We start from the raw sequence: 23981 nt of genomic DNA, 5'->3' as shown, positions 1-23981 counted from the left end.
TGGTTTTAGACCCTTGGCTCAAATATAATTCCATAAATTTTACCGATGGATAATTCACTATGGCTAAATCTCATTACATCACCCGCGCCGGTTGGAATGCGCTGGATAAAGAACTGAAATTTTTATGGAAAGAGGAACGTCCACAAGTGACTCAAGCGGTTTCCGATGCTGCAGCCTTGGGCGATCGTAGCGAAAATGCTGAATATATTTACGGCAAACGCCGTTTACGGGAAATTGACCGACGGGTACACTTTTTAACCAAGCGTTTAGAAGTATTGCAGATCGTGGATTACAGCCCGAAACAGGAAGGCAAAGTGTTTTTTGGCGCCTGGGTGGAGCTGGAGGACGAGCAAGGTCAATTGAAACAATATCGCTTGGTGGGTTGCGATGAATTTGATCCGGCGAAGAACTGGATTTCCATTGATTCTCCGGTGGCACGGGCATTGATTGGGAAAACGGTGGACGAAGAAATTGCGGTGGAAACCCCCTCAGGGCGGATCATTTGTTATATCAACCGCATATGGTATGAAAAATAATCAGATGGTATAAAAAATAGACAAACGGTGGTTTTTTTAAGTTTTCAGAAAAATCACCGTTTTTCCTTAAAAATAAATGGGTTGTATTTAAAGGAGAAAAAATCCTGTACAAAGTTTAAGCGATTGAAATGAACTTTCATTTATCTTCATCACTCTTATGCAGCGCATTGGGTAACCAATGCCGCATTATTAAATCAAATAGGAGAATGCAGATGAAAGCAACAATTGCAAAGACCATTGTTGTGGCAACCCTTGCCGTAGCCTTGAGCGCTTGCGGTAATCATCAAACCAATCGTCGCGTGGGAACCGGAGCCGCTATCGGCGGACTGGCCGGTTACGTGTTAGGCGGCGATACCCAATCCGCCGTGGGCGGCGCTGCACTCGGCTCAATTGCCGGTGGCGTTTATGACCACGTACAAAACAAAAAAGAAGCCCGTCGCAACGAAGACAGACGGCGCGAAGAACGTCGTTGGGAGCGTGAGCGCGAGCGTTATTACGATCGCCATGAACATCGCCGCCACCATCGCCATTACTTCGATGATGACGACGATTAGTCCCAAATAAGCCAACGCCCGTCCATAGCAACGGGCGTTTTTTATGGACAAAATTCGGCAAGTGCATCGGTTTACGGCATAATAAGCGCCAATTTTACTAAGGAGAATATATGTTTGCCGGACTATTGGGTATTTTTATTGGTGGCGGCCAAGCCTTACAAACTGCCGTTAATTCCCGTTTGCGCGGTTATTTGGGATCGCCTTTTTATGCCTCTCTGATTTCCTTTTCCGGCGGTACGCTCTGTCTGGCACTGGTCGCATTATTATCCGGTCAATCCCTATGGATTAGCGCCACAACTTGGGCTAATACACCCTTTTGGTTGTGGAGCGGTGGCAGCCTCGGTGTAATTGTGCTGACTAGTAATATTTTATTGTTTCCCCGTTTAGGGAGTATGCAAACCGCCTTGATGCCAATTTTAGGGCAAGTATTGATGGGCGTACTCATTGATCATTTCGGTTGGTTTGGTGCACCGCAGCAATCCTTTGGGCTTACCCGTTTGGGCGGCGTGATACTGGTGTTGGCTGGAATCTTTATTACCGTGGTCTTACCCAATTTACGCCAAGCCAAAAATACTGTAGCCAGTGGCCTATGGGGCTGGCGTGTACTCGGCGTGCTGGCCGGTGGATTGAGTGCAACTCAGACCGCAATGAATGGCACGTTGGGGCGGCTATTGGATTCTGCGATATTGGCGGCTTTTGTTTCCTTTTTCTTAGGCGCGCTTTGTTTAATCCTATTAGTCGCATTAAAGGAAGGGCGTTGGCAACGCTTGCCACAGGCATTGCAGGCCGGAATGCCAATTTGGTGTATCGGCGGAGGTTGTTTAGGGGCATTTTTTATCACTGGTTCGGTAATTCTAGTACCGCTGATTGGCACGGGATTAACGGTACTGGTGAGTTTACTCGGGTTGATTGGGGGGAGCTTATTGATCGATCAGTTTGGCCTGCTAGGGTCTCCGCGTAAACGCATTCATGCCGTGCAATGGTTAGGGCTATGTATATTGCTGGGAGGGATTGCTTTGGTGCGTTTAGGGTGATTCCAATACGGATAACGCCCCTTCGAAAATCAGAGTTTTTCTTAAAATAGAGTGTAAGTCATTGATTTTATTAGGGTTGATTTAAAAAATGCCGATGTGTTGAGACATCGGCATTTTTATTTGTTGAATTAGCGGGTTAGGGCAAAAATATCGCTAATCGCTGCTTTGCTATACAGCACATCTAGATTGCGCTGCTTGGCGGTTTGTGCCGCATTCTCAATAATTTCCTCTAATTGGGCATCAGTAATATTGAGCTGGCTGAGGCGGGTAGGCGTCCCGATTTTGTCAAACCAAGCACGTAGCGCCTGAATTCCTTGTTCCGCGGAATCCAAAGCAAACACCTCTCGAGCAAAACGGATAAACCGTTGCGGATTATGCGCTTGATACCAATGCATCCAAGCCGGCATTAAGACCGATAAGCCGGCGCCGTGTGGCACATCGCAAATAGCACTCATGGAATGTTCGAGCATATGATTTGGGAACTGATATTTGCCGATGCCTAAATGGGTAAGGCCATTTAGTGCAAGGGTGGCAGCCCAAGCAAATTCACCACGGGCATCGAGATCGTTGGGATCGGCAAGGAGTTTTTCGGTGGTTTGGATAACGCTTTTAATATTGTTTTCCACTAAGCCATCGATAATTTGTGGTCGATTTTCTGCGGTGAAATAGGCTTCGATGGAGTGGGCAATAATATCCGCGGCAGAATAGACTAAATACTCACGACTGACGGTGGCCTGTAATTGTGGATTGATGACTGACACCTTAGGAAACAGCAGGCGATCGTGGATGGAGTCTTTTTGTCGGGTTTCTTCATTGGTAATCACCGCACCCCAGTTCATTTCACTCCCGGTGGCGGCAAGGGTGATGACATCAAAAATCATTAAGGCTTGAGGAATTGGCGTGCCTTTGAAAAAGTCCCACACATCGCCGGCGTAGCAGGCACCGGCCGCAATGGCTTTGGCACTGTCCAAACAGGAGCCGCCACCGATGGAAAGCACGCTGTCAGCTTTAAAATCCTTGGCCATTTGCACGGCTTCGCGTACTTTGCTGAGTACCGGGTTGCTTTTGATACCGCCACATTCGATGAATTCAATTCCTTGTTCACGCAAGCCGTTGGCAACGCGTGCGAAAAGGCCGGATTGTTTCACCCGTTCGCTACCATAAACGATCAATGCCCGTTTAGCTCCGTATTCACGCATATAAGCGCCCATAAATTGTTCTTTATCCACGCCAAACTCAATACGGGTTGGATTGTGAAAACTAAATGGATACATGTTTACTCCTGTCGATGTTGGGTAAATCGCGCCTTCTGCGGCATTCTTTCGCGTATACGCTGGCGATTGAGCTGTAAGGCTTGTTCGGTGGCCTGATAATCCTGCCAAAGGGTAGGATCGTCGGGCAGATTTTCATTCCAGATATATTGTACGTTGAAGCCGCGGGCTTTGCATTCCGCATGTAAGGCATCGTAGCGTTGCTTCAAAAAGGCCAATTTATTAAAGAAAAAACGCACATGACCTTCGCCTAATTTATATTCGGTCGGTTGTCCTTTCAGGTGATATTTGCCTTTTGCCACGGCGTTGGGAATGCGGGTTAACTCACGATGTTCCGCTAAAAGATGTTGATCGCATAGCTCAGCCGGCGGAACAAGATTAATTCGAGTCATCATTAATACCAAAGAAAAGGGAACATAGTACGGGGGGAGAGTTCATTTGTCTACGGATTGTTTATTCTCTTTAAATTACAAAGAATTTTAGTATTTTGCCTGAAGAAGCTATATCATCAAACCAGTTGTGATTGAGATATTTATTGTCCTAGGAGTTCAATATGAAAAAATACTTACTTTGCCTTTGTTTATTTTCTTCTGCCGGTTATGCCAATCAATGTGCCGTCATTGATGCCGAATTGGCAGCCGCTTATGCCGATATGAAAACTTATGGGAGTTATAGAACAAATTATAATTATGAAAACTATGAATCGGCCGCTAAACGTTTTAATGATGCATTAGATAAAATTGCAACATTGGGGGGAAATCATTGCAATTGGACAAAAACCATCGCAGAAGATGTTGATTTGTTAACCTCAGCGGATAAACAACTTGAAATTCTGAGTTGGGATTGGCAATCCGGTGGTTCAATGCATGATTATGGTAGTTTTTGGCGTTATCGGTTACCTAATGGCACATGGAAAACCAAATTTAATGAAAATGATGGTTCAATAAGACGAGTATTTAATCCTGTCTTAAATGGAAAACCTTATTATTTTATCGAAAGTGCTTATATTGCCAGTTCCTGTATTTATGGGATCAGCGGGCAGTTTTACCAAATTACTCCAAATGGCCTAGAAGAGGCACCGTTAATTCAGGGTAAAAAACTCATTTCAGATATTTATACTAGCTATATTTCAACAACCAATTCAGATTTACCAACTTCGAATGCATATGTTGACTACGATCTGCAGCAGAATCGCTTCAGCTTTCCATTAGTCCTTCCATTTTCCGAATCTTGCGGAGATGGAAAAATGACCTCAAAACGCATTTATTATCGATTTGACGGTGAACGTTTTGTAAAAGAGAAAAAGGTAAAAAAATAGTATTCTACGTATGTGGGCGCTTTATGTACCCATATGTGCAAAATAAGTCTTTTGAATCTAAAGGGATGCTTCAAATCGATTGAGGAAAGCTGGTTAGCAAACACAGATGCAGGCCAATCGTTAATAAATTGCTTTGAGCCGGTAATTCAGGCAAAGCTATAAAGTTTTGTATCGACAGGCTGATGTTTCTTTGTAGCCCTATCTATTTAGTATCCCCCTTCGGCGCATGCCCGAAATAGCGTTTGTATTCACGGCTGAACTGGCTGGGTGACTCGTAGCCGACTTGGTAAGCGGTTTCGGTAATGCCTCGCCCTTCTTGTGCGATCAGTCGTCTAGCTTCCATCAAACGTAATGATTTTTGGTATTGCAGCGGTGAAAGGCTGGTTATCTTCTTGAAATGACTATGAAAGCCAGATAATGACATGCCACTTAGATTTGCCAAGGTTTCCACAGTGATGGTTTCACTAAAATGTTGTTGCAGATAATGGGTGGCTTGGGCGATTTTCTTGGTGTGCGATCCATTGCTTACCATGGCTTTAAATTTGCCACCTTGTTCGCCTGTAAGGAGTCGATAATAAATTTCTTGTTGGATAAGCGGTGCAAGAAACTCAATATCTTTTGGATTTTCGTGCAAGAGCAATAGACGTTCAACAGCATTTTTGAGAGATTCATCCAGATACCATTGTGCAAAACCTTCATCGCCCTGTTTAACATCATCTGCAAGGTTTGGATTTGCTAATAAAATCTTGCTAACGCTTTCAATATCAATTTTCATCGACATCACTAAAAACGGCTTTTTCGGCTCGGCATATTTAATTTCGCCGCGCATCGGCACATTGACAGGGCAGAACATAAAGTGTTGATTGTCAAAACGGTAGCATTGTTCGCCTAGCTGCACTTCACGTTCTCAGCTTAACACGATGCAAATGCTCGGCTCTTGAATAATACCTTCGTAACAAAATGGTTGATCTGAATGGCGAAGAAATAAGCCTTTAATCGGTGATGAATAGAGTTCGTTATGTGGAATAACTTTTAATAAGCGTTCTATCGTTTCAGTTGAGAACATAATTTTGTAGGAATAGGCAAATAATTTGGATGAATCATATAACACTTCATATTGCCGTTCAATATAATGAACTCACTTTCAACGGCAGTACGCCAAAACATTTAACCAATATTGAATTGAGGACAATATCATGAAAATTTTCTACAAAACATCAGCAACAGCAACCGGCGGACGTGATGGTCGTACCCAAGTGGACGATGGTTCAATCGGCTTTGATTTGGTTTCATTTCAAAATGATGGCACCGGAGCTGATGAAAAACACCAACGCGCCGAGTATGTCAAGCACCGCCGCATCGACGAAAAACGGCCGCATGGGGTGGGTGAAAAACTTATTCATGGTTTGGCTTAATTCTGCATAAAGATGCTTTCGGATATGGATTTATTGGGCGGACAGGGTTGTATCTTGTATTGAAGAAGCAAGCCGAAGGTTTGTCAGATACTCAAATGCCCGTATCATTCATATTATTGATATTATTGTTTGAATTGTATTATTTTCAATAATAATAAATAACCCTAAACCAATATAAATAACAGCCATTATCCAACGACTAAACTTCTCTACAATTTCACCAACACCTGAAATATTAGCCAATCTTTGTGCTGTATATACTAAAACAAAAATCAATATTAAAAATACAAGAAGAGTAACTAATAAGTCGACAAGATCTAAAGTCACAAAGTAAGGAACAAAAAGTCCAATATTATCTGCACCACAACTAGCAACTGTAACCAAAGCAACAATACCGACTAATTTTGACAACCCTTTTTCATCCAATTCTTTTTTAGCTCTTTTTTCGCCCTCACAATCGTCGTAAATAGCAACTTTAATACCTAAGTAAATCGGTATTAAACCTAATAAACCCAACACCCATTTTTCCGGAACATAATTCAAAACAAAAGCTAGAAATAAACTAACTAATATTAAAATTACAGAACCTAAATATTGTCCGATATAAATATCTCGATATTCTTTTCTAGTATTTGCTCTAGCAAAAAATATTAATAGTATTACCAACAAATCTACTGCTGTAGCAATATATAAAACAGCAGCAGTAATCACAGTCGAAAACATAAAGCACCTCATAATGAATCCCCTGCCCCCTTGGCACCACGGCTTTTTCAAAAACCGAATCGCGTTCGGACAGCGGCGTGGGCAGAGTAATCACGTTTTGCACGTTCATGCCCTTAGCGGAACGCAGCATGATTTCATGGCTCAGGCGCGCGGCTTCGAAGCGGTCGTGCGTTACCAGCATACACGCCATGCCCTGCCGCTCGATTTTTTCCACCAGCATTGCGACCAAAATATCGCGCAAATCGCGGTCCAAACCGACGAACGGCTAGTCCAGCAAGGCAAGGTCGCAGCCGCACAGTAGCAGGCGCAAAAATGCTACCCGTTTCGCCATGCCGCCGGACAATTCGGTCGGATATTTGTTCAAATCGCCCGCAGTCAGCCCGACTTTCGCCGCCAGCGCGATGATTTCGCCTTCATCGGGTTTGTCCATAAAAATAGCGATATTCTGCATCGCGGTCAAGTTTTCCGGCAGGCGGTTTTCCTGAAACAGAAAACCCGTTTTGTGGAAAGTATTGCGTATCGTGCCCGATTTCGGCGTTTCCAAGCCCGCAATCAAACGCAAAACCGTCGTCTTGCCACAGCCGCTCGGCCCGAACAAAGCTTTCACTTCGCCATGTTGCAGGTTCAAACTGAAATCGCGCACGATGGGGTCGCGGAGAATTTCAAAACGCACGTTTTCAAGACAGAGCATCACCTTCTCCACGGCATAAACAAAATTTCCAAAGGCTTGGTAATCAGGTATTCAAACAGTGACACAAACACGATAACCAACAACATAAGCCATCACCGTCGAAGTCTCCAGCATCGCCCTCGCGTCCGCAATCCGCGCGCCCACGCCTTCGCTCGCGCCCAAGAGTTCCGCCATAATCACCACTTTCACCCCCATCGCCACCGCCACGCCGATGCTGGAAATCACATAGCCCGTCAGATGTGGGATATACAGATAACGGATTTTTTTCAGACGGCCTAACTTATAAGCGTCAAACAATTCCTCATGCTGCCTGTTCACGCTCGCCATCCCAACCGCCGCACTTGCAAACGTCAGCGGCGCAACCAACACAATGATGGTAAACAACACGCTCGGATTGCCGAAACCAAACCAAAACAACGCCATCACCACCCAAATAATCGGCGGCATCGCCAACAAAATCGTAATCACAGGCTTGAGCAACGCCATCGCCGTCTTAAAACTGCCCGCCACCAGCCCCGCAGCCAATCCCGCTACCAGCGCAACCGAAATCCCCACCACCGACCGCCACAGCGAAATCCCGATTTCGTTTTCCTGAAAATGTTTCAATAAATCCAATGACTTTTGAAACACCTCCACCGGCGCAGGCAGCATAAACTCGCCGAACACGGCGCTTCCCCACGCCCACAACGCCACCACCATCGCCACACTCAGACCGGCAAAGCCGCTCCAAAGGTAGTCGATGATGTAAAACAGCGCAGGCTGCGGTTTGCGGATTTTGTCGGTTTTAATCATGGTTTGAGTGTTGGTTTATAGTGATGGTTTGGAGATGATAGGCCGTCTGAAAATATTGGTTGGGTTAACTGCTAGCGTAACCCAGCTCAATATCATCTAAAAAACGGTGGGCTGAACTTCCTTGCATTGCTGACTATTTTACCCCCGCTTCCCTTTTTGGCGCATGCCCGAAATAGCGTTTGTATTCACGGCTGAACTGGCTGGGTGACTCGTAGCCGACTTGGTAAGCGGCTTCGGTAATGCCTTGTCCTTCTTGTGCGATCAGTCGTCTAGCTTCCATTAGACGTAAGGATTTTTGATATTGCAGTGGTGAAAGGCTAGTGATTTTTTTGAAATGGCTATGAAAACCAGACAGCGACATACCACTTAGATTTGCCAAGGTTTCCACGGTGATGGTTTCACTAAAATGTTGTTGCAGATAATGGGTGGCTTGGGCGATTTTTTTGGTGTGCGATCCATTGCTTACCATAGCTTTAAATTTGCCACCTTGTTCGCCTGTAAGGAGTCGATAATAAATTTCTTGTTGGATAAGCGGTGCAAGAAACTCAATATCTTTTGGATTTTCGTGCAAGATCAATAAGCGTTCAACAGCATTTTTGAGAGATTCATCCAAATGCCATTGTGCAAAGCCTTTGTCGCCCTGTTGAACATCATCTGCAAGGTTTGGATTTGCTAATAAAATCTTGCTAACGCTCTCAATATCAATTTTCATCGACATCACTAAAAACGGCTTTTGCGGCTCGGCATGTTTAATTTCGCCGCGCATCGGTACATTGACAGGACAGAACATAAAGTGTTGATTATCAAAGCGGTAACATTGTTCGCCCAACTGTATTTCACGTTCCCCACTTAACACGATACAAATGCTTGGTTCTTGAATAATACCCTCGTAGCAAAACGGCTGATCGGCATGGCGAATCACCAAGCCTTTAATTGGAGATGAATAGGTTTGGTTATATGGAATAACTTGTAATAAGCGTTCTATCGTTTCAGTTGAGAATATAGTTTTGTAGGAATAGGCAAGTATTTTGGATGAATCATATAACACCTCATATTGCCGTTCAATATAATGGACTCACTTTCAACGGCAGTACGCCAAAACATATTAACCAATATTTAATTGAGGAAAACATTATGAAAATTTTCTACAAAACATCAGCAACAGCAACTGGTGGACGTGATGGTCGTACCCAAGTAGACGACGGTTCAATCGGCTTTGATTTGGTTTCATTCCAAAATGAAAGCGACAAACAGGGTACTAACCCGGAACAACTTTTCGCTATGGGTTACGCGGCTTGTTTTGATAGCGCAATGAACCATGTAGCACCGACTCTTGGTTTGAAACCAACGAAGTCTTCCACTACTGTTGGCGTGGGGATCGGTCAAAAAGCCGATGGTGCATTTGGCTTAGATTTAGATATCACGATTACCGTAGCAGGTTTGACGGAAGATGAGGCACGCAAATTGATTACTCGTGCTCACGAAGTTTGCCCTTACTCTAACGCTACTCGTGGTAATGTCGATGTACGCTTACATATGAACGTAATCCAATCGTTTGATTTGTAATAAAACAAAGGCAGCTTGAATACATCAAGTAGTACTCAGCTACCTTAATTTATAGAAAAAAGGAGCAAATATGATTACCCTATATAACCTTAAACAGTCTCGTTCACAACGTATCGCATGGTTACTGGAAGCTTTGAATCTACCATATAACGTACAAAATTTTGAGCGAGATCCCGTGACTAAATTAGCGCCTAAAGAGCTACACAATATTCACCCACTTGGTAAATCGCCACTGATTAAAGACGATGAAACCATCGTTGCAGAAAGCGGTGCGATTGTTGAATATATTCTAGCTCGTTATGGTAACGGCAAGTTACATCCTGATATCAACCATGCAGACTACGTGAACTATTTGCAATGGGTGCATTACGCAGAAGGTTCCGCTATGCCAGCCATGATAATGAAATACATGACTCAGTCAGAAGCCATGAAGCCATTTTGCGATGCTCAATTTAACCTACACCTCAACTATATAGAAAATAGCCTACATGGTAAAACCTGGTTTTTAGGCAAAGAGTTAAGCGGTGCAGATATCATGATGTCTTTCCCTCTACAATTTGCTCTCATGCTCGTACCTAAAGGTCAATTTCCTAACATTGAACGTTTCGTTGCCCAAGTGGAAAGCAACGAATATTACCGTAAAGCCTGTGAGCGCGTTGGTGAATTAGAATTAAAAAAATTGGCATAATAATTAATTTTGACATAAAAGCCGTCTGAAATTTCAGACAGCTTTTTATAACGAAGTACGGTCAAATTGTCAGGCATTTTTGCAAATGCTCTTCAAAACTTGACCGCTTACTCCATCAAGCTCTTCCCGTACTTAACCCTGCTTTGCCATTTTCCCACAAAGTTTTCAGTAAAACTTTCCACGCTGACAATTTGGGATCAGGCTGTTTGCCTTGGCCAATGAAGTCCATTTGCGTCATATACCAGTTCATTTCTAACATTGCACCTGCTTTTTTATCAACCAACGCTACGCCTGTTTTGATGCGGTCGGTTTGCACGGTTTGGTAGGTGCCATTTTGCATTTGGTTTGCTAAATCAGGCACTAAGGCAAACGGACGGGCAACACCTACCAAATCCAAATGGCCGCTGGATAAGGCGTCTTCCATGGCGGTTTGCGAACGGAAGCCACCGGTAATAATCAATGGAACTTGGCTCACTGCACGGGCTTTTTCGGCGTAATCGATGAAGAAGGCTTCGCGTTTGCGGGTGCTGTCTTTGGCGGCTAGCATTTGCGGGCTTTCGTAGTTGCCACCGGAAACTTCAATAAAATCAATGCCCATTTTCGACAGTTTTTGTACCACTTGCACCGATTCGCTTTCATCAAAACCGCCTTTTTGGAAATCCGCCGAATTGAGTTTTACGCCAACCAAGAAATCTTTGCCAACGGTAGCGCGGATGGCGGTGTAGGTTTCCAAAAGGAAGGGCATACGATTTTCCAAACTGCCTCCCCATTGGTCTTGGCGGCGGTTGTGGTGTGGCGAGAGGAATTGGCTGATGAGATAGCCGTGTGCGGCGTGAATTTGTACGCCTGAAAAGCCTGACTGTTCGGCAATTTTCGCGGTTTGCACGAATTGCTGAATCAGCCCGTTGATTTCATCGGCACTCAATTCACGCGGCGGATTGATAAAGCCATCCATGCCCACCAACGGTACGGCGCTCGGTGCAAGCGGCGTTTTATTGACCACCGCAGGCGACTGTTTGCCCGCATGATTGATTTGCATGATGAGTAATGTGTCATTCTGTGTGCCAGCTTTCGCCCATTTTTTCAGCATCTCAAGGCTGCGGTCGTCTGAAATCACCACATCGTTTATTGAACCTTTGCCGCTTTCGGCGACCATCACATTGCCCGTAACCAAAACGCCCGCACCGCCTTTTGCCCAAGTGCCGTAGAGGCGGACAAGTTTTTCAGACGGCTGGTCGTTTTGGGCAAGTTGCTCTTCCATGGCAGATTTGAAGATACGGTTTTTAGCAGTTTTGCCGTTTGGAAAAGTGAATGAAGTGAATAACATAATCGTTCCTTTAAGTTGATAAGTTTAAAAATGTAAACGTATTTAAGTAAAAATAAAGGGTTAACGGATAACCCTATTTTGAAAGCGGGCAATTTTGAGCCATCAAATCGGCAAGCTGTTTCAACCTCGCCACCGCATCCGCCATGGCAATACTGTAAAACCGCTCTTTGCCGACCTGCTCCACTGCCACCGCTCCGGCTTGCAGCATAATTTTCAAATGATGCGACACCGCAGGACGCGACAGATGCAGATGCTCGGTCAGCTCATTCACATTCATCCTGCCGTGTTCCCACAATACATGCAGGATTTGATGGCGGTTTTCATCACTCAACACGGTAAAGATGGGAATGCACTCGCGCATTAAATTCATCGTTTGTTGCGGCATATTTGGCTTCTTGAGTTTATATGTTTAAAAACTTGAACGCATCTTATTAGGAAAGATGGAGAATGTCAAAGGGAATTTTTAGAAGATGGTTTTAGTGTACAAATCACAGCGTTTCATCAATCATTATCTCAGTCTGCAAGCCGTTTCAGACGACCTTTTTCGTAATAAAGAGCGGTCAAATTTTTAAGTGTTTTGCAAATCATCTTAAAAACTTGACCACTTGCATCATTATCAAGACCGCAGCCGTCTGAAACATTGATAGACCGGTTACTGATGTCCGCTTTCTGCTATTTTTGTCCATTTTGCCAATGTCTGCTTCATCTGTGCCTGAGGGATGAAGCGGGCCATCCGTTCTACTTCCTTGCCTTGATAAAACAGCAGCCATGCAGGTGCGGTCAGCACGTGGAAACGCCCGGCCATTTCGGGTATTTCAGCAATATCGGCTTTTACGGCATACACATTTCCTTCCACCGCCAAAGCTGAGTCAAGCTGGGCGGCCACGACCGTACAAACACCGCAGATTGGGGCTTTGATGTACAGTGATACTAAAGGGTGTGTGGCGATGGCCTGTTCGATGTCTTTCAGAGTGTGCAGTTGTTGCATGTCATGTACTCCTTTGAGCGATTAAGCACGTTTCAAGTTGTCTAGAAAAGGGGCTTTCAACGAAATGAAAACAAGAAAACGGTTTGAGTCGTCTAGATTTTTTCCACAACCACTTTTGCCCGCGCTTTCAGGCTGTTCAACACTGGGGAGGTGGCGGCTGAGCGGTCGGCGAAATTTTGCAGGGTAGGAAGGTCGGCGTCGGCTTTTACTTTTACGGTTAGCACCAGATTATCCAGTCCGCCGTAGCCATCTTCCATGCCGAACAGTTTGGCCATGTCGATACCGCCCCTTGCGGATATTTCAAACTGTTCCAGTTTCACGCCTGCCTGTGCTGCTTGCAACTCGAAACCTATGGAGCAGCAGCCTGCCGCAGCGCCGATCAGGTATTCCATCGGATTTGGGGCGGTGTTTTCACCGCCCATGTTTTTCGGTTCGTCTGTGGTAAAGGCAGGGAAGCGGCGCACGGAGATTTCGTTCTTCGTGCCGGATACCCAGCGCGAATCGGCGCGTAATGCTGCCTTGCCTTTTGTATGGTCGTTTTCAACCGCTGCCATGGTAGTTCGGAAACGTTCAATATCTAACCCGTTAATCATGTTTTGTCCTTTCATATGATGAATTGCAGATGGTTTTTCGCTACACTTGCGCACCCATTTTCCACGCGGAGATGCGTTTCAAATTATCCACCGTGTCGTGATTGACGATGGCGGCGAACGTGCCGTCCAGTTTGGCAATTTCGGCTTTGTCTTCATCGCTGAGAGCAAAAGCCCACCGCTTCAAGTTGATGTTTTATCATTAACCGAACACTTTTTTCAAGTGTACTTGATAGTCTGCTAAGTATTGTTCTACTTGTGGATTTTTAATTACATCGTTACACATAAATGTCGGTAAACGGCTCATACCGAGGAATTCGTTGAGTTTATGAAAGTGCATGTACAAGTCATCCACGCTTTTTCCTTCAAAAAAGTCGCCTTCACGGGTGAATGCTTCAATCGGAGCATTCCAAGTAACCGAAAGCATGTGTTTTTTGCCATGCAGCAAACCACCTGTGCCAAATCCTTCGGTCGGGCTGACACGATGGCGGCCATCACTGTGGTAAAGCTTGCCGTGTCCGGCGATAAATACTTCGTCTATGTATTTCTTCACTGTCCAAGGCTCGTGCATCCACCAAACAGGCATCTGCCAAATCACGGCATCCATCCACAAGAATTTTTCGATTTCTGCCTCAATATCATAGCCAGCATCAATCACAGTTTCTTTTACATTGTGTCCAAGTGCGGTCAAAACTTCTTTTGCTTTTTTGTGAAGCGTGTGGTTTAACTCACCATGCGAATGGCCGAATTCTTTTCCACCGTTTAATAATAAAATGTTCATTTTTACTCCTAGAATAAATAATTTATAAAAAAAGGATGTGATGTTTACGGATATTGTCTTCTGTTTACTCTCATGAAAGTGCAGTCATTTTATGATTTGTTTTTATTGAGATAAATAGGGTTTAGCTTTATGATGTAATGAATTAAATTCACTAATAAAAGAGAGTTTAAAGAGAAAATGCAGAACTTTAACGAACTGAATTATTTTTTAACACTGGCGCAAACGCAGAGTTTTGTGAAAGCTGGACAACTTTTAGGGATTTCTTCTTCGGCGTTGAGCCATAGCATGAAAAGTTTAGAAACGCGGCTGAACCTGCGTCTGTTCAACCGCACTACACGCAATGTGTCGCTGACCGAAGCCGGGCAGCAGCTTTTCGACCAACTTTCCCCACTTTATCAAGCCATAAACCAAGAAGTCGATGCATTAAATGATTTTTTGAATACGCCATCGGGATTGATTCGCATCAACGCCCCGGCGATGGCAGCGGAAGCCGTGTTGTATCCAAAATTAAAGCCGATTTTGAACCAATACCCGAAAATCCGCTTGGAAATCGTGGTGGACGATCGTTGGGCAGATATTGTGAAAGAAGGATTTGATATGGGCGTTCGGTTAGGTAACAAGGTAGCGAAAGAGATGATTGCGGTGCCAATTTCCGCACCGCTCAAAATGGTATTGGTTGCCTCGCCCGATTATTTGGCGCAACATGGTTCACCGAAAAATATTGATGATCTGCAACAGCACCGCCTTATCGGCATAAAACTCTCCGCTGAACACGGCACGGAGATGCAGTGGGAATTCAAATACAAAAAAGAGCTGATTACGTTCACGCCCAAATCGCAGTTTTCCACCAACAATCATCTGCGTCTGCAAGCCGTTTCAGACGGCCTTGGCATTGCGTGGATAGCACATATGAGCGTAGCGGATGCACTCAATTCGGGGCACCTGGTCGAGCTGTTGCCTGAGTATGCTATAACTTACGAACCGCTTTACCTCTATTACCCCAGCCGCCGCGGGCATTCCAATGTGTTTAAGTTGATTGTGGATGCGTTAAAAGTAAAAGCCGTCTGAAATTTCAGACGGCTTTTGGATATGTACTAAGGTCTTACTACGATATTATATTTGTCTCCTTTATCTCTAATTTCTATTGCAGCGTCTATCCAAGCATTTGGATTAGAAATAAACTGAGCCCAATTACACTTCAATATATATGAATTAGAGCAACCATTTATTAGTTTATCTGCAATATATGGAGTATGAAGGTTATTTAAGTTATTTTTAATAATATCAAAATAAAATCCATATGAATTTACATAATCATAATTTCCACATCTATCAGGTAAGACTACTAACAAAATTGCATTACGCTTGCTCCTGTTATCTAAACGTCGTTTGCTTCTTAATGAATAAGCAATTTCCCAAGGTATCCATTGATCTTTCTCTAATTTCCAAGAATCCTTCATATTCGGAGAGAGGAGAACAATAGTAACAGAGCTATCGAAAATTTTATCCGCTAGTTTTGAGCGAATAGTTTCGCTTTTAAATTCAGTTAAGCTCTCGTCATCCTTTTCACCTTTATTAATATGAATTCCATCTCGATCAAATTTATTTTGAATAATATCCACATAATCACGGGCAGTTGTTACATGAAAAAATTCATATGGCCTTAATTGTTGCACTGAATCATCAGAATACTTGTATGAAATAAATACTTTATTTCCCATAATAAACTTCCTAAAATTATTTATATTCTTCCCTAACAGAAATTGCTTCTTCAACTAAATCTTCAATATTCTCTGCTATATCATCATATACATATTTACTACTAAGGTATGAAGATTTAAATACTGGAGCTATCTCAGATAAATTTTTATCGCCTATTGTAAAACAATAAAATGGATTATTTCCTTCATCTGATTGTTCTCCATTAGCATCTTTTAATTTATGAACGTATATACCGCATACAGCTTTTCCTAGTTTCCAAGCTGTTTCGATTTCATACTTTACCCATTTCTTTTCTGACGTTTCTGAACCAATTAAAACAACAAGGCAAGATTTGTCTTTTAGATTATCATTAATCCATTTCTCAATCTCTTTGTCAGATTTAGCTTTAACATCTTCCCAACGATTACCTTTTAACGGTTCGGAACCATCAACTACACCAATATTACGTACTTGACCAGCTCGCCAGGCATCGTTATCAAAGTGAAAGCTATAAAAAACTTTTCTAGCCATAGTTATTTAACCTTTTTTAAAATTGACAAAATATTAGATTTTAATTCATCTAACGGAATATTTTCTTTAGATAGTGCCTGCATTTCAGTTTCAATATTTTCAGAGCACTCCTTGCTCATATCTTCTTCCCAAAGTTGTTTTGCCATATGACCTGTACTGGCAATGGGAATTAAGACATTGTTATTTCTTTTGGAGATATCAAACTCTTCTTGCATGCCATTTGATTGAATTATCTCTCCATTTTGTGATTTATTTCCAAATAGAAATATAGAGATACCAGCATAAGAAATCATATCTTCACGCCAAGCAGACCACAACTCTTTTCCTTCTTTGTTTTGGGGAAATGGGCGAAGTATCAAATAGTCCTCATCTATTTTTAAATTTTGTTCTGTAAGATATTTTATCGATCCTGAAATAACTGAACTACCTATTCCCAATCCAAAACCTGTAACAATACGATATCCTAGTTTTAAAATCTCTTGAGAAAGAGAAGAAACAAATTCTTCAACGTCTTGTTGAGAGTAAGGAGAATAATCTTCTGCTGCACCTGAGATAAAGATGGTTTTACGTTTTTGTGTTTGTTCCACCTCACGTAAAATCTCCGTAACTTCCTCATATCTGTCAACCAATAAAACGTTAATCCCTACTCTTTGTAAATCATTGATAAATAGTTTTTGTTTACGCTCTCTGTATTCAAAGTCTGCTTTATTTTCTTCAGGTAATTTCTGAACTTTGCGAAGAATACAAAAATGTTCTTTCTGATTTTCGTTATATGATGAGCGGATTCTGCTCAAGATATAGTCAATATTAGGATCGGAAAAACTAAACCCTAAGAACAGAAAACGTTTAGTTAATAAATCTCCACGCAGAGCAGTAAAAAAATCATTTCTTGTCAAATGAAATTTTTCATAATCATCTTTAATTAAGACTGTTTGGTTTGGCAGAGAAGCATCACCATGCATTTTATAAACTACAACATCTCTCTTATGAACAGATGTAGGGAGTTGTTCTATACAATGTTTTATATCTACAACTTTCCCCGCATCTTTTAAAGCATTCTCTATCATTGAATCATAATTGGTTGTCCAAAAAGTATCTATAGGTAATCTAGCTAAAATTTTATGGTTCTCCGTTAGAACTGCTTGTTGAGAAAATTCATTCAAAATGATTTGATTTATTTTAGAACGATTACCCTGTTTTTCGTTAATGTAGTATTGTGCTAAGGAAATTAGATCATTTTCTTCCTTGTCAATATTCAAATCTAATTCTTCAGCTAAATCTTTAAGCAACCCTTTCCAATCCACGAATCCAGCAGCAACAGATAATCCAGCCCCAGCAAAAATTGCTAAATTATTTGCAGATAGTTCATTAACCAATTCTCGTATAAACTGTTTTTTGTTCATAATTCTCTCTTCATTCTTTTGTTTGATAACTTTTCTTGAAATATAGATAAATAGGACTTTTTCAAGCTTTTTAAATAAAATATGTAGCATACAACGGCACATTCACCAGCCAATCCTGTTCCCGATAATCCGCCATGGAAAATCGAATTGCTTGGTCAGGCTGAAATTGTTCTACATACACTTTCAAACTTTTCGCTTTTAGATTTTCTTCAGCTTTGACTTCAATCGGAATCACTGCTTGCTTACGTTGCACAACAAAATCGACCTCTGCTGTGCCTTTTTCAGTTGCCCAATAAAAAACAGGGTTTTCTTGCATGGCAATCAATTGTTGCAAGATATATTGTTCAGTTAAAGCGCCTTTAAATTCGGTAAAAATACGGCTACCTTCTAGCAATACGCTGGCATCCAAATTGCTTTGTGCGGCAAGTAGCCCCACATCTAAGCCATATAATTTAAAGGCGTTATCTTGATAAGCGGAAAGTGGTAAATGTGGTTTCTTCACACGAGGCACGCTATGCACTAAGCCGCTGTCTTTTAGCCATTGCAGCGCAATTTCATAGTCTTTGCTTCTCGCCCCTTTTTGTAGCTGAGCATAGATGAATTTTTTATTTTCTTTGGCAAGCTGTTCAGGAATGGAAGCCCAAATTGACCGCACTTTTTGCACGGTTTGGCCATCGTGAATATGTTTGGAAAAATCTTGCTCATACGCCATCAATAAATTACGTTGCACTTGGCGCACTTCATCGACATTTTGTGTTTCGATAAATACTTTTACCGCTTCGGGCATACCGCCGACAAAATAATATAAACGGAGTAAATCAATATAAGTGGTTTTCATGGCTGAAATTAGCGACCAGTCTTTCAGCTCAAGCAATTTCACCAAATCTTGTTTGCCAAGTGCGGTTAAAAATTCATGAAAATCCATGGGATAAAGTGGTAGAAAGTCCACTTTGCCGACAGGAAAAGAGACTTGATGATGTAGTGATACCCCAAGCAATGAACCTGCCGCGACGATATAAAACTGAGGTGCATTTTCGTAAAAATATTTGAGTGAAGATAATGCTTGTGGGACTTCTTGTACTTCATCAAAAATAATCAGGGTGTTTTCTGCTTGAATATCGACACCGCTTTCAATTTTCAAACCGAGCATTAAGCGATCAATATCATAATCGCCAGAAAATAGCGTTTTCATGCGAGGGTTATTATCAAAATTGATATACGCCACTTTTTCAAAGGATTGCTCGCCAAAGTGTTTCATCGCCCAGGTTTTTCCTACCTGTCTTGCTCCTTGAATAATTAATGGTTTTCTGTTTGTTTTGTGCTTCCACTTTTCTAAGGATTGTATGATCTTACGCTGCATAATGCCTCTCTAAAACAAGGGATGTAGGCTAATTATACAGTACCGCATACATTTTTTCTAACGATATAAGTTTATATTTATACATTTTTCCCAATGAAAAAATGTTAGTTTACTCACTTTTAAAAGTGAAGGATAAGTTTTTTTCAGACGGCCTTTTTCATAACAAAGTGCGGTCAGATTTTTAGGTGTTTTTGCAAATTCAGTTCAAAATTAGACCGCTTGTGTGATCTAAACTCAGTCTATTCATCTTCCCCTCCCTATCAAAAAGTTTGATAAGCGTTTGAAATAAAAAAGGTGAGCAAAAATGCCCACCTTCTAAACTAATATTTTGTAATTAGCCAAACACTTTTTCCAAGTGTGCTTGGTAGTCTGCTAAGTATTGTTCTACTTGTGGATTTTTAATCACATCGTTACATAAGAATGTCGGCAGACGGCTTAAGCCGATGAACTCGTTGAGTTTGTGGAAGTGCATGTATAAAGCATCTACACCTTTACCTTCAAAGAAGTCACCTTCACGGGTAAACGCTTCAATCGGTGCATTCCAAGTAAGTGAAAGCATGTGTTTTTTGCCTTGCAACAAACCGCCTGTGCCGTAGCCTTCAGTTGGGTTAACACGATGACGGCCATCACTGTGGTAAAGCTTGCCGTGTCCACTGGTTAATACTTCGTCTATGTATTTTTTCACCGTCCAAGGTTCGTGCATCCACCAGCCTGGCATCTGCCAAATTACAGCATCCATCCACAAGAATTTTTCGATTTCTGCTTCAACATCATAGCCGGCATCGATCACAGTTTCTTTTACATTGTGTCCAAGTGCGGTCAAAACTTCTTTCGCTTTTTTGTGAAGAGTGTGATTTAACTCTCCATGTGAATGGCCAAAATCTTTACCACCATCTAATAATAAAATATTCATCTTTTTGCTCCTAAAATAAATAAGTCTAAAAAATAGGGCTGCTATTATGTATTTTTACTTTATATTTTAAAAGACATTTTAGAGGGCCGCTTTATGGTTACTTGTTAGGCTATTTATAGGCAGTAAGGGGAATTCTAATGTGGAATTATCGGGAAACTGGAGCATTTAGACTAAAATAAAAGCCACTCGAAGGAGTGGCTTTATATGTATAAATGATGTCTTATCAATAGAATTTAGAACGGAATATTGTCGTCAAAATCCATTGGTGGTTCAGCTGCCGGTTGTGGTGCTGCAGCAGGTTTAGCTGCTGGGCGAGCTTGATAGCTAGGTTGGCTATTTGGTGCACCGTAGGATGGGGCGCTTTGTTGGAAGTCACCAGCGTTTTGACGACCGCCTAACATTTGTAATACATCGCCTTGAATTTCGGTGGTGTAGCGATCTTGGCCGTTTTGATCTTGCCATTTACGGGTTTTTAAGCGGCCTTCTACGTACACTTGAGAGCCCTTACGCAGGTATTCACCACAGACTTCCGCTTGACGACGGAAAAATACGATGCGGTGCCATTCGGTCACTTCGCGACGTTCACCGGTGTTACGGTCAGTCCAGCTTTCACTGGTTGCTACGCTGATGTTCGCAACAGCATCGCCGTTCGGCATGGTGCGCACTTCGGGATCGTTACCTAAATTACCCACGATAATTACTTTATTAATACCTGCCATAAAATCCTCTATTCTGATTAATTAGGTTAAAATTGCGCGCTATTCTGCCTGAAAATCCCTAATAAATCTAGAGTGATTAACTGGATATTTGCACAGATATTGAAATGTGCGATAATCCTCGCAATTTTGACATTTCTTTTTGAATCTTGGATCTTTATGGACACTATCGATATTCGGGGCGCCCGCACCCATAATCTGAAAAATATTAATCTCACCATTCCTCGCGATAAACTGATTGTCATTACCGGCCTTTCCGGCTCGGGTAAATCCTCGTTGGCCTTTGATACGCTGTATGCGGAAGGTCAACGCCGTTATGTGGAATCCCTTTCTGCCTATGCCAGACAATTTTTGTCCCTAATGGAAAAACCTGATGTGGATGCTATTGAGGGGCTTTCACCGGCCATCTCGATTGAGCAAAAATCCACTTCGCACAACCCACGTTCAACGGTGGGTACGATTACTGAGATCTACGATTATTTACGTCTTTTGTTTGCCCGCGTGGGGGAACCGCGCTGTCCAACTCATAATATTCCGCTCACCGCACAAACCATCAGCCAAATGGTGGATAAGGTATTGAGTTTACCGGCGGATAGCAAAATGATGTTGTTGGCACCGGTGGTAAAAAATCGTAAAGGGGAACATCTTAAGATCCTTGAGAATATTGCTGCTCAAGGGTATATCCGCGCCCGTATTGATGGTGAAATCTGCGATTTATCAGATCCCCCGAAACTGGAATTACAGAAAAAGCATACCATTGAAGTCGTAGTGGATCGTTTTAAAGTGCGGGAGGATTTAGCCCAACGTTTGGCGGAATCCTTTGAGACAGCCTTAGAACTCTCCGGTGGTACGGCAGTGGTGGCGGATATGGATGACAAATCCGCAGAGGAGTTGGTGTTCTCCGCTAATTTTGCTTGTCCGCATTGTGGTTATTCGATTCCTGAATTAGAGCCGCGTTTATTTTCCTTCAATAATCCTGCAGGGGCTTGCCCAACCTGTGATGGTTTGGGGATTCAGCAATATTTCGATGAACAACGGGTAATCCAGAATCCGAGCATTTCCTTGGCCAGTGGGGCAGTCAAGGGCTGGGATCGTCGTCATTTCTATTATTACCAAATGCTACTTTCCCTCGCTAAACATTATGATTTTGATATAGAAACCCCGTATGAACAGCTGCCGGAGCACATTCGCCATGTATTAATGCATGGTTCCGGTAAAGAGGATATTGCTTTTCAATATGTCAATGATCGTGGCGATACGGTAACCCGCAAGCATCCTTTTGAAGGCATTTTGAATAATATGGCGCGCCGCTATAAAGAAACCGAATCTTTAGCGGTGCGTGAAGAGTTGGCCAAGAATATTAGCAATCGTCCTTGTGCCGATTGTGGTGGCTCACGTCTACGGCCGGAAGCCCGCCACGTGTATATTGGGGAAACCAATCTGCCGCAAATTTCAGAAAAAAGCATTGGCGAAAGTTTAGAATTTTTCCATGCGCTATCTCTAACCGGACAAAAAGCGCAAATTGCTGAGAAAATTCTGAAAGAGATCCGTGAACGCCTGCAATTTTTGGTGAACGTTGGCTTGAATTATCTTTCCTTATCCCGTTCGGCGGAAACCCTATCGGGTGGTGAAGCACAGCGTATTCGCTTGGCTAGTCAAATCGGTGCCGGATTGGTCGGCGTCATGTATGTGTTGGATGAACCGTCCATCGGCTTACATCAACGGGATAACGAACGTTTGTTGGATACCTTGATCCATCTGCGTAATTTGGGAAATACAGTGATCGTCGTGGAACACGATGAAGATGCAATTCGTGCCGCCGATCATATTATCGACATCGGCCCCGGTGCCGGGGTGCATGGTGGACAGGTAATTGCCGAAGGTAACGCCGCACAAATTATGGCGAATCCACAATCGATCACCGGTCGCTATTTGTCCGGTACAGAAAAAATTGAAATTCCCCATCAGCGCACGAAAATCGATAAAAAGAAAATACTGCAATTAAAAGGTGCGACCGGTAACAATCTAAAAGCGGTGGATCTCCGTATTCCGGTTGGGCTTTTCACTTGTATCACAGGGGTGTCGGGTTCGGGGAAATCGACCCTAATCAATGATACCTTATTCCCGTTGGCGCAAAATGCCTTAAACCGCGCGGATAAAACGGATTTTGCTCCTTATAAATCGATTGAAGGTCTTGAGCATTTTGACAAGGTGATCGATATCGATCAAAGTCCAATTGGCCGGACGCCACGCTCTAACCCGGCGACTTACACCGGATTGTTTACGCCAATCCGCGAACTGTTTGCCGGGGTGCCGGAAGCGCGTGCGCGTGGCTATAATCCGGGGCGTTTTAGTTTTAACGTACGTGGCGGTCGCTGTGAAGCCTGTCAGGGCGATGGCGTGATTAAAGTAGAAATGCACTTTTTACCGGATGTTTATGTGCCTTGTGATCAATGTAAGGGCAAGCGTTATAACCGCGAAACCTTGGAAATCCGTTATAAAGGTAAAACCATTCATCAAGTATTGGATATGACCGTGGAAGAGGCACGTGAATTCTTTGATGCGATTCCGATGATTGCCCGTAAATTACAAACGCTAATGGATGTTGGCCTGTCCTATATTCGCTTGGGACAATCCTCGACAACCTTATCCGGTGGGGAAGCGCAGCGGGTGAAATTGGCGACGGAATTATCCAAACGGGATACCGGTAAAACCTTGTATATTTTGGATGAACCGACCACCGGTTTGCATTTTGCCGATATCAAACAATTGCTGGAAGTGTTGCATCGTTTACGTAATCAGGGCAATACCATTGTGGTGATTGAGCATAACTTGGATGTGATCAAAACAGCTGACTGGATCGTTGATCTTGGTCCGGAGGGCGGTAGTGGCGGTGGTCAAATCATCGCTGAAGGAACGCCGGAAGAGGTGGCCACAGTAGAAGGTTCGCATACCGCACGTTTCTTAAAACCAATTTTGGCAAAAGGCTGAGAATAATAAATAGAAGCAGGCGTAATGCCTGCTTTTTTATGGAGAAACGTGATAATAATCGGTTTTTAAATCAATTCTAATAAAATCAATGG

At 42.8% G+C, this 23981-nt stretch carries 26 protein-coding genes and 2 pseudogenes; 9 read left to right on the top strand and 19 right to left on the bottom strand.

Annotated features, from left to right (window positions below):
- Positions 1-59: 59 nt before the first annotated feature.
- From greB to CKV74_RS00715, 3 genes are all read left to right on the top strand, one after another.
- A complete protein-coding gene (greB, locus tag CKV74_RS00725) occupies positions 60-536 on the top strand; it encodes a transcription elongation factor GreB (protein WP_007241736.1) in 477 nt (158 codons plus the stop codon).
- Between the two features lie 212 nt (positions 537-748).
- Positions 749-1090: a YMGG-like glycine zipper-containing protein gene (locus tag CKV74_RS10520; protein ID WP_007241576.1), complete on the top strand. Its 342-nt coding sequence runs from the start codon at positions 749-751 to the stop codon at positions 1088-1090.
- A 110-nt stretch (positions 1091-1200) separates the two neighbouring features.
- Positions 1201-2124, top strand: coding sequence for a DMT family transporter (locus CKV74_RS00715; protein WP_007241676.1), 924 nt, complete (start codon positions 1201-1203; stop codon positions 2122-2124).
- A gap of 128 nt (positions 2125-2252) precedes the next feature.
- On the opposite strand, the gene CKV74_RS00710 is transcribed toward CKV74_RS00715, so the two are convergent.
- Together CKV74_RS00710 and CKV74_RS00705 are read right to left on the bottom strand one after the other, a co-directional pair.
- Entirely contained in the window at positions 2253-3398 is a 1146-nt protein-coding gene (locus CKV74_RS00710) for an iron-containing alcohol dehydrogenase (protein WP_007241507.1), read from the bottom strand.
- Between the two features lie 2 nt (positions 3399-3400).
- Positions 3401-3787 (bottom strand): pyrimidine dimer DNA glycosylase/endonuclease V, encoded by a 387-nt coding sequence (locus tag CKV74_RS00705; protein ID WP_095176615.1) that lies wholly within the window; start codon positions 3785-3787, stop codon positions 3401-3403.
- 161 nt (positions 3788-3948) lie between these two features.
- Between CKV74_RS00705 and CKV74_RS00700 the strand changes: the two genes are divergently transcribed.
- Positions 3949-4713 (top strand): hypothetical protein, encoded by a 765-nt coding sequence (locus CKV74_RS00700; protein WP_095176614.1) that lies wholly within the window; start codon positions 3949-3951, stop codon positions 4711-4713.
- A 202-nt stretch (positions 4714-4915) separates the two neighbouring features.
- Here CKV74_RS00700 and CKV74_RS00695 read toward each other — a convergent pair.
- Positions 4916-5779 (bottom strand): annotated as a pseudogene (locus tag CKV74_RS00695) (AraC family transcriptional regulator N-terminal domain-containing protein).
- A 130-nt stretch (positions 5780-5909) separates the two neighbouring features.
- Between CKV74_RS00695 and CKV74_RS00690 the strand changes: the two are divergent.
- Positions 5910-6128: an OsmC family protein gene (locus CKV74_RS00690; protein WP_007241575.1), complete on the top strand. Its 219-nt coding sequence runs from the start codon at positions 5910-5912 to the stop codon at positions 6126-6128.
- 108 nt (positions 6129-6236) lie between these two features.
- On the opposite strand, the gene CKV74_RS00685 is transcribed toward CKV74_RS00690, so the two are convergent.
- The 5 genes and pseudogenes from CKV74_RS00685 to CKV74_RS00670 form a co-directional block, all read right to left on the bottom strand.
- Positions 6237-6851 (bottom strand): CadD family cadmium resistance transporter, encoded by a 615-nt coding sequence (locus tag CKV74_RS00685; protein ID WP_003766668.1) that lies wholly within the window; start codon positions 6849-6851, stop codon positions 6237-6239.
- The gene (locus tag CKV74_RS10565; RefSeq protein ID WP_231897299.1) at positions 6766-7092 is read right to left on the bottom strand and encodes a P-loop NTPase family protein; all 327 of its coding nucleotides are present in this window, start codon (positions 7090-7092) and stop codon (positions 6766-6768) included. Before CKV74_RS10565 ends, CKV74_RS00685 begins: the two co-directional genes overlap by 86 nt.
- 24 nt (positions 7093-7116) lie before the next feature.
- Positions 7117-7542: an ATP-binding cassette domain-containing protein gene (locus CKV74_RS10560; RefSeq protein WP_231897298.1), complete on the bottom strand. Its 426-nt coding sequence runs from the start codon at positions 7540-7542 to the stop codon at positions 7117-7119.
- Positions 7542-8334 (bottom strand): annotated as a pseudogene (locus CKV74_RS00675) (ABC transporter permease). Before CKV74_RS00675 ends, CKV74_RS10560 begins: the two are co-directional and overlap by 1 nt.
- 133 nt (positions 8335-8467) lie before the next feature.
- Positions 8468-9382 (bottom strand): AraC family transcriptional regulator, encoded by a 915-nt coding sequence (locus CKV74_RS00670; RefSeq protein WP_007241640.1) that lies wholly within the window; start codon positions 9380-9382, stop codon positions 8468-8470.
- 86 nt (positions 9383-9468) lie between these two features.
- Here CKV74_RS00670 and CKV74_RS00665 point away from each other — a divergent pair, with 86 nt between their 5' ends.
- Both CKV74_RS00665 and CKV74_RS00660 read left to right on the top strand, forming a co-directional pair.
- Positions 9469-9900: an organic hydroperoxide resistance protein gene (locus tag CKV74_RS00665; RefSeq protein WP_039847754.1), complete on the top strand. Its 432-nt coding sequence runs from the start codon at positions 9469-9471 to the stop codon at positions 9898-9900.
- Positions 9901-9970: 70 nt separating this feature from the next.
- On the top strand, positions 9971-10588 hold the full coding sequence (locus CKV74_RS00660) for a glutathione S-transferase family protein (protein WP_007241858.1): 618 nt from the start codon (positions 9971-9973) through the stop codon (positions 10586-10588).
- A 115-nt stretch (positions 10589-10703) separates the two neighbouring features.
- Here the strand turns inward: CKV74_RS00660 and CKV74_RS00655 are convergent, their stop codons facing one another.
- From CKV74_RS00655 to CKV74_RS00630, 5 genes are all read right to left on the bottom strand, one after another.
- Positions 10704-11915, bottom strand: coding sequence for an NADH:flavin oxidoreductase/NADH oxidase family protein (locus CKV74_RS00655; protein ID WP_007241529.1), 1212 nt, complete (start codon positions 11913-11915; stop codon positions 10704-10706).
- A 73-nt stretch (positions 11916-11988) separates the two neighbouring features.
- The gene (locus tag CKV74_RS00650) at positions 11989-12300 is read right to left on the bottom strand and encodes an ArsR/SmtB family transcription factor (RefSeq protein WP_007241804.1); all 312 of its coding nucleotides are present in this window, start codon (positions 12298-12300) and stop codon (positions 11989-11991) included.
- A 267-nt stretch (positions 12301-12567) separates the two neighbouring features.
- On the bottom strand, positions 12568-12903 hold the full coding sequence (locus tag CKV74_RS00645) for a thioredoxin family protein (protein ID WP_007241657.1): 336 nt from the start codon (positions 12901-12903) through the stop codon (positions 12568-12570).
- 92 nt (positions 12904-12995) lie between these two features.
- Positions 12996-13496 (bottom strand): OsmC family protein, encoded by a 501-nt coding sequence (locus tag CKV74_RS00640; RefSeq protein WP_197691636.1) that lies wholly within the window; start codon positions 13494-13496, stop codon positions 12996-12998.
- A gap of 199 nt (positions 13497-13695) precedes the next feature.
- Complete coding sequence (locus CKV74_RS00630) at positions 13696-14274, bottom strand: NAD(P)H-dependent oxidoreductase (protein WP_007241562.1); 579 nt, start codon at positions 14272-14274, stop codon at positions 13696-13698.
- 177 nt (positions 14275-14451) lie between these two features.
- On the opposite strand from CKV74_RS00630, the gene CKV74_RS00625 reads away from it, so the two are divergent.
- Positions 14452-15342: a LysR family transcriptional regulator gene (locus tag CKV74_RS00625; protein ID WP_007241728.1), complete on the top strand. Its 891-nt coding sequence runs from the start codon at positions 14452-14454 to the stop codon at positions 15340-15342.
- A gap of 26 nt (positions 15343-15368) precedes the next feature.
- On the opposite strand, the gene CKV74_RS00620 is transcribed toward CKV74_RS00625, so the two are convergent.
- From CKV74_RS00620 to ssb, 6 genes are all read right to left on the bottom strand, one after another.
- On the bottom strand, positions 15369-15995 hold the full coding sequence (locus tag CKV74_RS00620; RefSeq protein ID WP_007241620.1) for a TIR domain-containing protein: 627 nt from the start codon (positions 15993-15995) through the stop codon (positions 15369-15371).
- A gap of 16 nt (positions 15996-16011) precedes the next feature.
- Entirely contained in the window at positions 16012-16506 is a 495-nt protein-coding gene (locus tag CKV74_RS00615) for a TIR domain-containing protein (protein WP_007241627.1), read from the bottom strand.
- A 2-nt stretch (positions 16507-16508) separates the two neighbouring features.
- Entirely contained in the window at positions 16509-17909 is a 1401-nt protein-coding gene (locus CKV74_RS00610) for an SIR2 family protein (protein ID WP_095177123.1), read from the bottom strand.
- 70 nt (positions 17910-17979) lie between these two features.
- Positions 17980-19269, bottom strand: coding sequence for an ATP-binding protein (locus CKV74_RS00605; RefSeq protein ID WP_095176612.1), 1290 nt, complete (start codon positions 19267-19269; stop codon positions 17980-17982).
- Between the two features lie 334 nt (positions 19270-19603).
- Positions 19604-20182 carry an NAD(P)H-dependent oxidoreductase gene (locus CKV74_RS00600; RefSeq protein ID WP_007241540.1) on the bottom strand — a complete coding sequence of 193 codons (579 nt, stop codon included), beginning with the start codon at positions 20180-20182 and terminating at the stop codon, positions 19604-19606.
- Positions 20183-20415: 233 nt separating this feature from the next.
- Positions 20416-20901, bottom strand: coding sequence for a single-stranded DNA-binding protein (gene ssb / locus CKV74_RS00595; protein ID WP_007241594.1), 486 nt, complete (start codon positions 20899-20901; stop codon positions 20416-20418).
- Between the two features lie 156 nt (positions 20902-21057).
- On the opposite strand from ssb, the gene uvrA reads away from it, so the two are divergent.
- Positions 21058-23889, top strand: coding sequence for an excinuclease ABC subunit UvrA (gene uvrA, locus CKV74_RS00590; protein ID WP_007241680.1), 2832 nt, complete (start codon positions 21058-21060; stop codon positions 23887-23889).
- Positions 23890-23981: the final 92 nt, after the last annotated feature.

Source organism: Haemophilus pittmaniae, from assembly GCF_900186995.1.
Taxonomy (GTDB): domain Bacteria; phylum Pseudomonadota; class Gammaproteobacteria; order Enterobacterales; family Pasteurellaceae; genus Haemophilus_D; species Haemophilus_D pittmaniae.
Note: the sequence above shows the minus strand (reverse complement) of the source record. Positions and strands in the feature narration are given on the sequence as shown.